General features: G+C 66.3%; 11 protein-coding genes. 8 read left to right on the forward strand and 3 right to left on the reverse strand.

Annotated elements, in window-relative coordinates; genetic code table 11:
* On the forward strand, window positions 1–276 hold the full coding sequence (locus ABQY64_RS07780) for an RnfH family protein (RefSeq protein WP_349779933.1): 276 nt from the start codon (window positions 1–3) through the stop codon (window positions 274–276).
* 276 nt (window positions 277–552) lie between these two features.
* Here the strand turns inward: ABQY64_RS07780 and ABQY64_RS07785 are convergent, their stop codons facing one another.
* The gene (locus tag ABQY64_RS07785; RefSeq protein ID WP_039528130.1) at window positions 553–948 is read right to left on the reverse strand and encodes an outer membrane protein assembly factor BamE; all 396 of its coding nucleotides are present in this window, start codon (window positions 946–948) and stop codon (window positions 553–555) included.
* 104 nt (window positions 949–1,052) lie between these two features.
* Between ABQY64_RS07785 and fur the strand changes: the two genes are divergently transcribed.
* On the forward strand, window positions 1,053–1,463 hold the full coding sequence (gene fur / locus ABQY64_RS07790; RefSeq protein ID WP_016901564.1) for a ferric iron uptake transcriptional regulator: 411 nt from the start codon (window positions 1,053–1,055) through the stop codon (window positions 1,461–1,463).
* Between the two features lie 113 nt (window positions 1,464–1,576).
* On the opposite strand, the gene recN is transcribed toward fur, so the two are convergent.
* Window positions 1,577–3,241 carry a DNA repair protein RecN gene (gene recN, locus ABQY64_RS07795; RefSeq protein ID WP_349779934.1) on the reverse strand — a complete coding sequence of 555 codons (1,665 nt, stop codon included), beginning with the start codon at window positions 3,239–3,241 and terminating at the stop codon, window positions 1,577–1,579.
* A gap of 116 nt (window positions 3,242–3,357) precedes the next feature.
* Here recN and hrcA point away from each other — a divergent pair, with 116 nt between their 5' ends.
* From hrcA to ABQY64_RS07825, 6 genes are all read left to right on the forward strand, one after another.
* Window positions 3,358–4,410, forward strand: a complete 1,053-nt coding sequence (gene hrcA / locus ABQY64_RS07800; protein ID WP_016901562.1) for a heat-inducible transcriptional repressor HrcA — start codon at window positions 3,358–3,360, stop codon at window positions 4,408–4,410.
* A 99-nt stretch (window positions 4,411–4,509) separates the two neighbouring features.
* Window positions 4,510–5,028 carry a nucleotide exchange factor GrpE gene (gene grpE, locus ABQY64_RS07805; protein ID WP_010366360.1) on the forward strand — a complete coding sequence of 173 codons (519 nt, stop codon included), beginning with the start codon at window positions 4,510–4,512 and terminating at the stop codon, window positions 5,026–5,028.
* A 142-nt stretch (window positions 5,029–5,170) separates the two neighbouring features.
* Window positions 5,171–7,096 (forward strand): molecular chaperone DnaK, encoded by a 1,926-nt coding sequence (gene dnaK, locus ABQY64_RS07810; protein WP_016901561.1) that lies wholly within the window; start codon window positions 5,171–5,173, stop codon window positions 7,094–7,096.
* 159 nt (window positions 7,097–7,255) lie between these two features.
* On the forward strand, window positions 7,256–8,386 hold the full coding sequence (gene dnaJ / locus ABQY64_RS07815; RefSeq protein ID WP_039511676.1) for a molecular chaperone DnaJ: 1,131 nt from the start codon (window positions 7,256–7,258) through the stop codon (window positions 8,384–8,386).
* A 333-nt stretch (window positions 8,387–8,719) separates the two neighbouring features.
* Window positions 8,720–9,628 carry a pyridoxal kinase gene (gene pdxY / locus ABQY64_RS07820; protein WP_127158380.1) on the forward strand — a complete coding sequence of 303 codons (909 nt, stop codon included), beginning with the start codon at window positions 8,720–8,722 and terminating at the stop codon, window positions 9,626–9,628.
* On the forward strand, window positions 9,625–10,752 hold the full coding sequence (locus ABQY64_RS07825) for a prephenate dehydrogenase (protein WP_127158381.1): 1,128 nt from the start codon (window positions 9,625–9,627) through the stop codon (window positions 10,750–10,752). The genes pdxY and ABQY64_RS07825 overlap by 4 nt, the downstream gene beginning before the upstream one ends.
* Window positions 10,753–11,023: 271 nt before the next feature.
* Here the strand turns inward: ABQY64_RS07825 and ABQY64_RS07830 are convergent, their stop codons facing one another.
* Window positions 11,024–11,236: a hypothetical protein gene (locus tag ABQY64_RS07830; RefSeq protein ID WP_039520456.1), complete on the reverse strand. Its 213-nt coding sequence runs from the start codon at window positions 11,234–11,236 to the stop codon at window positions 11,024–11,026.
* Window positions 11,237–11,383 lie beyond the last annotated feature (147 nt).

Consider the following 11,383-nt stretch of genomic DNA (forward strand, 5'->3'; position numbering starts at 1 on the left):
ATGCGGGTCGACGTCGTGCTGGCCTGGCCGGACCGCTGCAGTTCGGTGTCGCTGGAGCTGGCCGAGGGCGCCACCGTGGCCGAGTCGATTGCCGCCTCCGGTCTGGCACCGGATCGACCACCTGCCGCGCAGGCGATCCATGGGCTGATCGCACGCGCGGATCAGGTGCTGCGTGACGGCGACCGGGTCGAATTGCTCAGGCCGCTGCTGCTGGATCCGAAGGAGGCGCGGCGTCGCCGTGCCGGACCGAGCAAAAAGGCCGGCCCCAACGGATAGCTGTTGGACGGCACTGCGATGCATGCGCGCCGTGCGCAACAGCGAGCTCTTCTTGTGAGTGATCTGGACAAGCGAGCGCAGCCGGTAGCTTGAACAGGCGCATGTCGCCCCGAGACGGCTGACAGAAAGCCGCAGATGTCGATATCCAGATCAGCGCTGCAGTTCCTGACCGAACACGTCGCCGCGACCAGGCAAATAAAAAACGCATCCGTTCAAACGGATGCGTTTTCTGGTGCGGCGACACTCAGGCGATCGCGCAGTGCGCGACCGAGCGCATCAACGGCCGCGCTGCTTCTTCTTGTCGCGGGCCAGATTGCGACCGAACTGCTTGGGTGCCGACTTGGCCAGCTGCTCGTCCTGCGACGGGAAATAATCACCTTCCCAGCGAACGACCTGCTCGTTTTCGAAGAACACGGTGAAGTTCTTGATCTCGGTGCGCGCCAGACGGTCCACGCGCTGGGTGGAGGTGTAGTCCCAGCGCTGCGAATGGAACGGATCGGGGATCGAGGGGGTACCCAGCAACGCGCTGACCTGCTGCTTGCTCTGGCCTACCTGCAGTTGCTCCACGGCATTCTGTTTGATCAGATTGCCCTGGTAGATCGGCTGCTTGTAGATGATGCCGCAGCCAGCGGTGGAGAGAGCAACGGCGGCGACCAGCAGGAGATTACGCATCGGGGATTAAGTGCTGAGGAAATCACGCCGATGATACACTCCCGCCGGTCGCCGCGACCCGTTTGATGGCAGCTGGCGCTAAATCGCCAATGAACGGAGAACATATGGAAACCCACGACCTGCGCAAAGTCGGGCTCAAGGTGACCCATCCGCGGATGCGGATCCTGGAGTTGCTCGAGCAGAAGAGCAACCAGCACCACCTCAGCGCAGAAGACATCTATCGGCAGCTGCTCGACCATGGCGACGAAATCGGTCTGGCCACGGTGTACCGGGTGCTGACCCAGTTCGAGGCAGCGGGCCTGGTGCTGAAGCACAATTTCGAAGGCGGCCAGGCGGTCTATGAGCTGGATCGCGGCGGCCATCACGACCATATGGTGGACGTGGACACCGGCCACGTGATTGAGTTCGAGAGCGAAGAGATCGAGGCCTTGCAGCGGCAGATCGCCGCCCAGCATGGCTATGAGCTGGAAGAGCACTCGCTGGTGCTGTACGTGCGCAAGAAGCGTCCGCGCTGACGGCAAGCCGGTGGTAGTGCGGTACCGACAAGGCGGCTTCGGCCGCCTTGTGCGTTTGCGGCCATCGGCAGGCTGGGCACCCCCGCGAGGGCGGCCGGCATGCGCCCGGCGGCTCAGGCGCTCTGCAACAACTTGCGTGCCGCTGCGCGGGCTTCCTTGCTGACTTCCACCCCGCCCAGCATGCGCGCCAGTTCTTCCTGGCGCGCCTGCGGGCCGAGCAGTTCGACCGCGCTCTGGGTCATGCCGTCCACCGGCGCCTTGCTGACCCGATAGTGCGCGTGGCCCTTGGCCGCCACCTGTGGCAAGTGGGTCACGCACAGCACCTGGCGCTCTTCGCCCAGGGCGCGCAGCTTCTGCCCGACGATGTCGGCCACCGCGCCGCCGATGCCGGAATCCACTTCGTCGAAGACCATGGTCGGCACGCTGTCCAGCCCGAGCGCGGCGACCTCGATCGCCAGTGAAATCCGTGACAGCTCGCCGCCGGAGGCGACCTTGCGCAGTGCGCGCGGCGGCTGCCCTGCATTGGCGGCGACCAGGAATTCCACCCGCTCGGCGCCGTTGGGGTCCGGGCGCAATGCCTCCTGCGGCTGCAGCTGGATCAGGAACTGCCCGCCGCCCATGCCCAGTTCGCCGATCAGCGTGGTGGTGGCGGCCGACAAGGCCTCGGCAGCGGTGGTGCGGCTGGCGCTGAGGCTGCTGGCCGCACTGCGCCAGACGCCGATCGCCGTCTCGATATGCTTGTCCAGCTGCTGCAGGCGCTCGTCGGCGCCGCGCAGGCTCTCCACTTCCAGGCTCATGCGGTCGCGCTGGGCGGCCAGCTCGTCCGGGGTGACACGGTGCTTGCGGGCCAGATCGTGCAGGCGGCCGAGCCGGCGCTCCATCGCTTCGAACTGGGCCGGGTCTGCCTCCAGGTCGTCGCGTACGCGGTCGAGCAGGGCCAGCGCCTCCTCGATCTGGATGACGGCGCTGTCCAGCAGTGCATCGACCTCGCCCAGGCGTGGCTCGTGCTCGGCCACGCGCGCCAGGTCGTGGCGGCTGTCCTGCAGCAGGCCCAGTGCGGAGGCGCCGTCGTCGCCATTGAGCTGCAGGGCCACGCTGTCGCAGGCGCCGATCAATGCGGTGGCGTGCGCTTGGCGGCGGTGATTGACGTCCAGCGCGGCGATCGCGGCCGGGTCCAGGTCCTCGCGTTCCAGTTCGCTGAGCTGGTGTTCCAGAAAGCCGATGCGGTCGGAGACATCGCCCTGCGCGGACAGCGCATCGCGCTCGTCCAGCAGGGCCTGCCAGCGCTGGCTGGCCTGGCGCACCTGCTCGCGCTGCGCGCCGTTGCGGGCGTAGGCGTCGAGCAGGGCGAGCTGGCTGTGGCGGGCCATCAGGGCCTGGTGTTCGTGCTGGCCGTGGATCTCCACCAGCCGCGAGGCCAGCTCCGCCAGTTGCGACGAGGTCACCGGGCGGCCGTTGATCCAGGCACGCGAGCCGCCATCGGCACGGATGATCCGGCGCAGCTGGCATTGCGCATCGTCGTCGAGTTCGTTGTCCGACAGCCAGGTCAGGCCCGGGTGCTGGGCCGGCAGCTGAAATTCGGCCGACAGTTCGGCGCGGTCGGCACCGTGGCGGACCACGCCGCTGTCGGCGCGCAGCCCGGAAAGGAAGCCTAGCGCGTCCACCATCAGCGACTTGCCGGCGCCGGTTTCGCCGGAAACCACGGTCATTCCCGGCCCGAATTCCAGTTCGGTGGCGCGGACGACGGCGAAATCCTTGATGGAGAGGTGTCTGAGCATGGGATCGAGTGTGAACGCTTTGGGGAAGCTTAGGGTGGGAGCGGCGGGCAGGGAATAAGACGCTTGCCAACCGCAGGGCCAGACATTATCTATGCCCAGTCTCACCGGATGATCCCATGCGCGCGTCACAGTCCCCAACGCTCGATCCCCGCGCACGCCAACTGCTGCGGACACTGATTGCCCGCTATATCCGCGATGGCGAGCCGGTCGGTTCCAAGACGCTGGCCCAGCACGCCGGGCTGGACGTCAGCCCGGCCACTATCCGCAACATCCTGGCCGATCTGGAGGATGTGGGGCTGCTCAGCTCTCCGCATACCTCCGCCGGGCGGGTGCCCACCGCGCACGGCTACCGGGTGTTCGTCGACAGCCTGGTGCAGATGCAGCCGCCCGGCGAGGAAGAAGTACGCCGCCTGCGCGCGGAGCTTGCCAGCGGCAACGGCACCCAGTCGCTGCTCGGCAGCGCCTCGCAGATGCTGTCGGCGATGAGCCATTTCGTCGGCGTGGTCAGCGCGCCGCGGCGCGAGCAGTTCGCGTTCCGGCACATCGACTTCGTGGCGCTGGACGCGCGCCGGGTGCTGGCGATCCTGGTGTTTGCCGACAACGAGGTGCAGAACCGGGTGATCGAGCCGCGCCGGGCCTACGAGCCGGCCGAGCTGGAGCGGGTGGCCAATTACCTCAATGCGCAATTTGCCGGGCGCGCGCTGTCGGACATCCGCGCGTCGCTGCTGCGCGAGCTGCGCATGGCCAAGAACGAGATGGAGCAGCTGCTGGCGCACAGCGTGGATCTGGCCAGCGAGGCGCTGGTGCCGGCCGACGCCGACGATATGGTGATGGCCGGGCAGACCCGCCTGATGGGCGTGCAGGACCTGTCCGACCTGGACCGGCTGCGCGAGCTGTTCGAGGCCTTCGCCAGCAAGCGCGAGATCCTGCAGCTGCTCGAACGCACCATCCAGGCGCCGGGCGTGCGCATCTTCATCGGCGAAGAGACCGGCATGGTGTCGCTGGACGATGTCTCGCTGGTCACCGCGCCGTATGCCGCCAATGGCCAGGTGCTGGGCGTGCTGGGCGTGATCGGGCCCAAACGCATGGCCTACGACCGGGTGATTCCGCTGGTGCAGACCGCCGCCCAGGTGCTGGGCGCGGCGATGGAACCGCCCGGCACGCGATAAGCGGCAGCGATCGATACGATCGTTTTGCTTGAAACGCGCGCGCGCGCCCACATACGGGGTGACGTTGGGGCGGGCGTTCCGCTTGCCCGGGAACTGCACATGAACCAAGACCACCCCGAATTCGACTCCGAAGACCTGTCCCAGAACCCACCCGAGACCGATCCGCTCAAGGCCGAGATCGAGTCGCTGCGCAGCGAGATCGCGCTGGTCAAGGCCGATGCCCTGCGCGAGCGGGCCGATCTGGAAAACCAGCGCAAGCGCATCGCCCGCGATGTCGAGAACGCGCGCAAGTTCGCCAACGAGAAGTTGCTAGGCGAGCTGCTGCCGGTGTTCGACAGCCTAGACGCCGGCCTGACCGCCGCCGGCACCGAGCCCAGCCCGCTGCGCGATGGCCTGGACATGACCTACAAGCAGTTGCTCAAGGTCGCGGCCGACAACGGCCTGACCCTGCTCGACCCGGTCGGCCAGCCGTTCAACCCGGACCAGCACCAGGCAATCAGCCAGGGCGAGGCCGAGGGCATCGCCCCGGGCCACGTGGTGCAGGTGTTCCAGAAAGGCTATCTGCTCAACGAGCGTCTGCTGCGCCCGGCCCTGGTGGTCGTGGCCAAGCACGACTGAACCGCAGCGCCCGGCTGAACTGCCGGGCGCATGCGCGAAACGCAGATTCGTGCAGGTGGCTTGAACACCTGCGCACCACCCCCACATCTCAGCCAGACCCGGCGTCGCCGGACACAGCTACAGAATCATCAGGAGCGTATCCATGGGCAAGATCATTGGTATTGACCTCGGCACCACGAACTCGTGCGTGTCGATCATGGACGGCGGCAAGGCCCGCGTCATCGAAAATTCCGAGGGCGACCGCACCACGCCTTCGATCGTCGCCTACACCAAGGATGGCGAAGTGCTGGTCGGTGCCTCGGCCAAGCGCCAGGCGGTGACCAACCCGAAGAACACCTTCTACGCGGTGAAGCGCCTGATCGGCCGCAAGTTCACCGACGCCGAAGTGCAGAAGGACATCTCGCACGTGCCGTACGGCATTCTTGCCCACGACAACGGCGATGCCTGGGTGCAGACCAGCGATGGCAAGCGCATGGCGCCGCAGGAAATCTCTGCACGCGTGCTGGAAAAGATGAAGAAGACCGCCGAGGACTTCCTGGGCGAGAAGGTCACCGAGGCCGTGATCACGGTGCCGGCCTACTTCAACGACAGCCAGCGTCAGGCCACCAAGGACGCCGGCCGCATCGCCGGTCTGGACGTCAAGCGCATCATCAACGAGCCGACCGCGGCAGCCCTGGCCTATGGCCTGGACAAGAACGGCGGCGACCGCAAGATCGCCGTGTACGACCTGGGCGGCGGTACCTTCGACGTGTCGATCATCGAAATCGCCGAAGTCGATGGCGAGAAGCAGTTCGAAGTGCTGGCCACCAACGGCGACACCTTCCTGGGCGGCGAAGACTTCGACAACCGCGTCATCGAGTACCTGGTCGACGAATTCAACAAGGATCAGGGCATCGATCTGCGCAAGGATCCGTTGGCACTGCAGCGCCTGAAGGACGCCGCAGAGCGCGCCAAGATCGAGCTGTCGACCAGCCAGCAGACCGAAGTGAACCTGCCGTACGTCACCGCCGATGCCTCGGGGCCGAAGCACCTCAACATCAAGCTGACCCGTGCCAAGCTCGAAGCGCTGGTGGAAGACCTGGTCAAGAAGTCGATCGAGCCGTGCCGCACCGCGTTGAACGATGCCGGCCTGCGCGCCAGCGACATCAACGAAGTGATCCTGGTCGGCGGTCAGACGCGCATGCCGAAGGTGCAGCAGGCGGTTGCCGATTTCTTCGGCAAGGAACCGCGCAAGGATGTCAACCCGGACGAAGCCGTGGCCGTGGGCGCCGCGATCCAGGGCGGCGTGCTGGCCGGCGACGTCAAGGACGTGCTGCTGCTGGACGTGACCCCGCTGTCGCTGGGTATCGAAACCATGGGCGGCGTGTTCACCAAGATCATCGAAAAGAACACCACCATCCCGACCAAGGCCTCGCAGACCTTCTCCACCGCCGAGGACAACCAGTCGGCCGTGACCGTGCACGTGCTGCAGGGTGAGCGCGAGCAGGCCCGCTTCAACAAGTCGCTGGCCAAGTTCGACCTGTCCGGCATCGAGCCGGCGCCGCGCGGCATGCCGCAGGTGGAAGTGTCCTTCGACATCGACGCCAACGGCATCCTGCACGTGTCGGCCAAGGACAAGAAGACCAACAAGGAACAGAAGGTCGAGATCAAGGCCGGTTCGGGTCTGTCGGACGAAGAGATCCAGCGCATGGTCGCCGACGCGGAAGCCAACCGCGAGGAAGACAAGAAGTTCCAGGAACTGGTGCAGGCCCGTAACCAGGCCGATGGCCTGATCCACGCCACCCGCACCGCGATCACCGAGCATGGCAGCAAGGTCGGTGGCGATGTGATCGGCAAGGTGGAAGCGGCGCTGTCGGATCTGGAAACCGCCATGAAGAGCGACGACAAGGCGCAGATCGAGGCCCGCAGCAAGACCCTGGAAGAAGCCGGCCAGTCGCTGTACGCAGCCGCCGCCGCGGCAGAGCAGGGCGGCAATGCCGATGCGGCCAGCGGTAACGCGCAGGCCTCCAAGGCCGCCGACGACGTGGTGGACGCCGAGTTCACCGAGGTCAAGGACGACAAGAAGTAAGCCGTGATTTGGGAGTCGGGAGTGGGGATTGGCAGCCGCTAAAGCTGCCGATCCCCATCCCGATATCCTTTACGCGTCGCGTCGCCAAGGCGGACCAGCGCATGCTGTCCGCTTTTGCGTTTCAACGAATCTCAAATCACGAATCCCCAATACCGGCTTATGAGCAAACGCGATTACTACGAAGTGCTGGGCGTTGCCCGTGGCGCCAGCGACGAGGAGCTGAAGAAGGCGTATCGGCGCTGTGCGATGAAGCACCACCCGGACCGCAATCCAGGCGACGCTGCTGCCGAGGCGATGTTCAAGGAGTGCAAGGAAGCCTATGAAGTGTTGTCGGACGGCAACAAGCGCCGCGCCTACGATGCGCATGGCCACGCTGCGTTCGAGCACGGCATGGGCGGTGGTGGCGGTGGGCCGGGTGGCCCGGACATGGGAGATATCTTTGGCGATATCTTCGGCAATATTTTCGGCGGTGGCGCCGCCGGTCCGCGCGCTGCGCGACGTGGCGCCGACGTCGGTTACGTGTTGGAACTGGATCTGGAAGAAGCCGTCGCCGGTATCGAGCGCCGCATCGAGATCCCGACCCTGATCGAGTGCGAGCCCTGCCACGGCAGCGGTTCGGAAGACGGCAAGGTGGAAGTGTGCGGGACCTGCCACGGACGCGGCCAGGTGCGCATCCAGCGCGGCATCTTCGCCATGCAGCAGAGCTGCCCGCATTGCGACGGGCGCGGTACGCTGATCCAGAATCCGTGCAAGACCTGCCACGGCGCCGGTCGCGTGGAAGAAGACAAGGTGCTGTCGATCAAGGTGCCTGCCGGTGTGGATACCGGCGACCGCATCCGCCTGGCAGGCGAGGGCGAGGCCGGTCCGGCCGGCACGCCGCCGGGCGATCTGTATGTGGAAGTGCGCGTGCGCGAGCATGCGATCTTCCAGCGCGATGGTGACGACCTGCATTGCGAGGTGCCGATCCGTATCTCGCAGGCGGCGCTCGGCGATACCGTGCGCGTGGCGACCCTGGGCGGTGAGGCGGAGATCCGTATTCCAGCCGAAACCCAGACCGGCAAGCTGTTCCGGTTGCGCGGCAAGGGCGTGCGCTCGGTGCGTAGCCGCACCGAAGGCGATCTGTATTGCCGCGTGGTGGTCGAAACGCCGGTGAACCTGACCGCCGACCAGCGCGAGTTGCTGCAGCAGTTCGAAGCTACGTTCACCGGTGAGGATGCACGCAAGCATTCGCCCAAGTCGGCCACGTTCATCGACGGCGTCAAGGGTTTCTGGGATCGGATGACGTCCTGAGGCCGGGAGTCGGGAATCGGGATTGGGGAATCGTAAGGGCGGTGTGGCCCGGCCTGCCGGGGTAGTGCGCCAGTGTGGCGATTCGGGATTCGTGGGTTTGGATGCCCGCTCCGAATGTTTGCAGAGTTGCACGGCTGAGTGAGGTTCTCCCTATCAATGCCGGCCCCAGGGGCCGGCATTTACGTTTGTGCGGCGGGAGCCCACAGAGGTAAGGGCGATAGCGACTGCTGCCGGCGCATAGACCAGCCTGGCGGCGCAGTGTGCAGCGGCGAGCAGACGACGGTCGCATCGATCGACGCTGGGCGCGCGGTGGCGCTGGCGTAAAATGCGGCGATGAACAATGCCCCCGACAGTCACCTCGTCCACGGTCGCCGCCAGCGCCCGGATGGTCCTTCGCCGATCGATGTGATCTCGGTGCAATCGCAACTGGTCTATGGCCATGCCGGCAACAGCGCGGCGGTGCCGCCGTTGCGTGCGCTGGGCCTGCGGGTGGCGGAAGTGCCCACCACGCTGCTGAGCAACGCGCCGTTCTACGCCACCTTGCGCGGCCGCATCCTGCCGGCCGACTGGTTGGCCGACCTGTTGCTGGGTGCCACCGAGCGCGGCCTGCCGCAGCGTGCGCGCATGCTGGTCTCCGGCTACTTCGGCAGCTTGGCCAATGGCGAGGCATTCGCCGACTGGCTGGAGCAGACCCTGCCGCAGGCGCCACAGCTGCGGTATTGCCTGGACCCGGTGATCGGCGACACGCACACCGGCCCGTATGTCGAGCCTGGACTGGAGCGCGTCTTCGCCGAGCGGCTGTTGCCGCATGCCTGGCTGGTGACGCCGAATGCGTTCGAACTCGGGCGCCTGACCGGTTTGCCGAGTCTGCAGCAGGACGATGCCATCGTTGCCGCGCGCGCATTGCTGGCGCGCGGCCCGCAATGGGTGCTTGCGCACAGCGTGGCCGGTGCGACCGGCGAACTGGTGACGTTGGCGGTGAGCAACTCGGCAGTGTATCGCTGGGCCACGCCGCATCTGCCGGTGGATGTGGCCGGCACCGGCGATGTGCTGATGGCCTTGCTGATCGGTTTGCTGCTGCGCGAGGTGCCGTTCGAGCAGGCGGTGGGGCACGCGCTCAGCGGCGTGCACAGCGCGCTGGAAGCGACCCTGGCTGCAGGCTTCGAAGAGTTCGATGTGCTGGCCGCCGCACCGGCCGCACTCGCGACCGCACCGCGCTTTGCCGTCGAGCGGTTGGCATGATGGCGCAGCCGGTGGTCGGCATCGTCGGCATCGCCGGCGCCTACGGACGCTGGCTGGCGCAATTTCTGCGCACGCGCATGCGGCTGGAGGTGATCGGCTTCGATCCGGCCGGTGACGGCGACATCGACGAAGCCACATTGGCGCAGCGAGCGGACGTGCTGATTTTTTCTGCGCCGATCCGCCACACCGCCGGCTTGATCGAGCGCTATGTGGATCTTGCCGGCCCGCGTGCCGCGTCGCAGTTGTGGATGGATGTCACCTCGATCAAGCAGGCACCGGTGGCTGCGATGCTGGCCTCGCCGGCCGAGGTCGTCGGCCTGCATCCGATGACCGCACCGCCCAAATCGCCTACCTTGAAAGGGCGGGTGATGGTGGTCTGCCAGGCGCGCCTGCAGCACTGGTCCACGTGGGTACAGGCGCTGTGCACTGCGTTGCAGGCCGAGTGTGTGTACGCCACGCCCGAGCACCACGACCGCGTGATGGCGCTGGTGCAGGCAATGGTGCACGCCACCCATCTGGCGCAGGCCGGCACCTTGCGCGACTACGCGCCGCTGCTCGGCGAGTTGCGCGCGCTGATGCCGTATCGCTCGGCCTCGTTCGAGCTGGATACCGCGGTGATCGCACGCATCCTCTCGCTCAATCCGGCGATCTACGAAGACATCCAGTTCGGCAACCCGTACGTCGGCGAGATGCTCGATCGGCTGTTGCTGCAACTGCAGGAGCTGCGCGCCCTGGTCGCGCAAGGCGACGATGCGGCGCGCGCGCAGTTTCGCGCCCGGTTCCTGGACGATAACGCGCAGGCGCTAAAAGGCGAGTCGCTCGCGGCCGGCAACTACACCTATGAGCGCGTGGGCTACCTGCTGGCCGACCTCACCGAACCGCTGACCTTGAGCGTGTACCTGCCGGAAGACCAGCCCGGGTCGTTGCGTGCGTTGCTGCATGTGTTCGAGCAGCACGGGGTGAACCTGTCGTCGATCCACTCCTCGCGCACGCCGGTGGGCGAGCTGCATTTCCGCATCGGGTTCGAGCCGGGCAGCGATCGCGCCGCGCTGGCGCAGGCGGCCAGCGAAATCGACCGCAGCGGCATCGGACGGGTGCTGGAGCGTTCCGACCGCAACGGGTAGCAGCAGTGCGGGGCGACCGTGGGCTTGCCCGCTGTCGATGGCCGCAGCAGGGTGCAGATATCAGGCACCGATCATGTGCTGGCCGCATGACACTGCATGCGATGGCCCCAAGCGCGAGGGTGATTGTCGCTGGGCGCAATGCCGAACAACGCGCACCGGTTTCATCCACACAGGGTGTGGATGAAACCTGCACAAGCATGTGGATAACTGTGTGCAGCCATTGTACTGCAACGGCTGCGGACGGGTTGGTCAAAAAATGACCAGTGCTATTTCAGGGCGTCGACAGGCGCAGCTCGCCACCATCGGTGATGAAGCGCTGGCCCTGCCGTTGCAGGCGGCGCCCATCGGGCAGTTCGTAGCGTGGCGCCGTATGCGCTTGCGTGCGGCCTTGCTGCTCGTTGCGGGATTCGAGCTCGTCGCGGAATTCGATGATGACGTAGGACTCGCCATCTGCACCGATTGCGGGAAATTGCCGGAAAGACATACGCACCTCCGAAGGATTTCAGGGTCGCAGTGCGAGCCGTCAGGGACCGCACGCCCGGCGCTTTGCCGGTGCAGGCGAGCATGCGCAGGCAGGTGTTACCCGGGCGTCATTGCGCACTGCGGCACCGCTCGGGAGCCGGCAGGCAGC

Source organism: Xanthomonas sp. WHRI 7065 (assembly GCF_040203115.2).
Classification (GTDB): domain Bacteria; phylum Pseudomonadota; class Gammaproteobacteria; order Xanthomonadales; family Xanthomonadaceae; genus Xanthomonas; species Xanthomonas arboricola.

Excerpts from the sequence above, each read along its gene's own strand:
- ABQY64_RS07780 (WP_349779933.1), top strand. The coding sequence starts at position 1 with ATGCGGGTCGACGTCGTGCTGGCCTGGCCGGACCGCTGCAGTTCGGTG.
- ABQY64_RS07785 (WP_039528130.1), bottom strand. The coding sequence starts at position 948 with ATGCGTAATCTCCTGCTGGTCGCCGCCGTTGCTCTCTCCACCGCTGGC.
- fur (WP_016901564.1), top strand. The coding sequence starts at position 1,053 with ATGGAAACCCACGACCTGCGCAAAGTCGGGCTCAAGGTGACCCATCCG.
- recN (WP_349779934.1), bottom strand. The coding sequence starts at position 3,241 with ATGCTCAGACACCTCTCCATCAAGGATTTCGCCGTCGTCCGCGCCACC.
- hrcA (WP_016901562.1), top strand. The coding sequence starts at position 3,358 with ATGCGCGCGTCACAGTCCCCAACGCTCGATCCCCGCGCACGCCAACTG.
- grpE (WP_010366360.1), top strand. The coding sequence starts at position 4,510 with ATGAACCAAGACCACCCCGAATTCGACTCCGAAGACCTGTCCCAGAAC.
- dnaK (WP_016901561.1), top strand. The coding sequence starts at position 5,171 with ATGGGCAAGATCATTGGTATTGACCTCGGCACCACGAACTCGTGCGTG.
- dnaJ (WP_039511676.1), top strand. The coding sequence starts at position 7,256 with ATGAGCAAACGCGATTACTACGAAGTGCTGGGCGTTGCCCGTGGCGCC.
- pdxY (WP_127158380.1), top strand. The coding sequence starts at position 8,720 with ATGAACAATGCCCCCGACAGTCACCTCGTCCACGGTCGCCGCCAGCGC.
- ABQY64_RS07825 (WP_127158381.1), top strand. The coding sequence starts at position 9,625 with ATGATGGCGCAGCCGGTGGTCGGCATCGTCGGCATCGCCGGCGCCTAC.
- ABQY64_RS07830 (WP_039520456.1), bottom strand. The coding sequence starts at position 11,236 with ATGTCTTTCCGGCAATTTCCCGCAATCGGTGCAGATGGCGAGTCCTAC.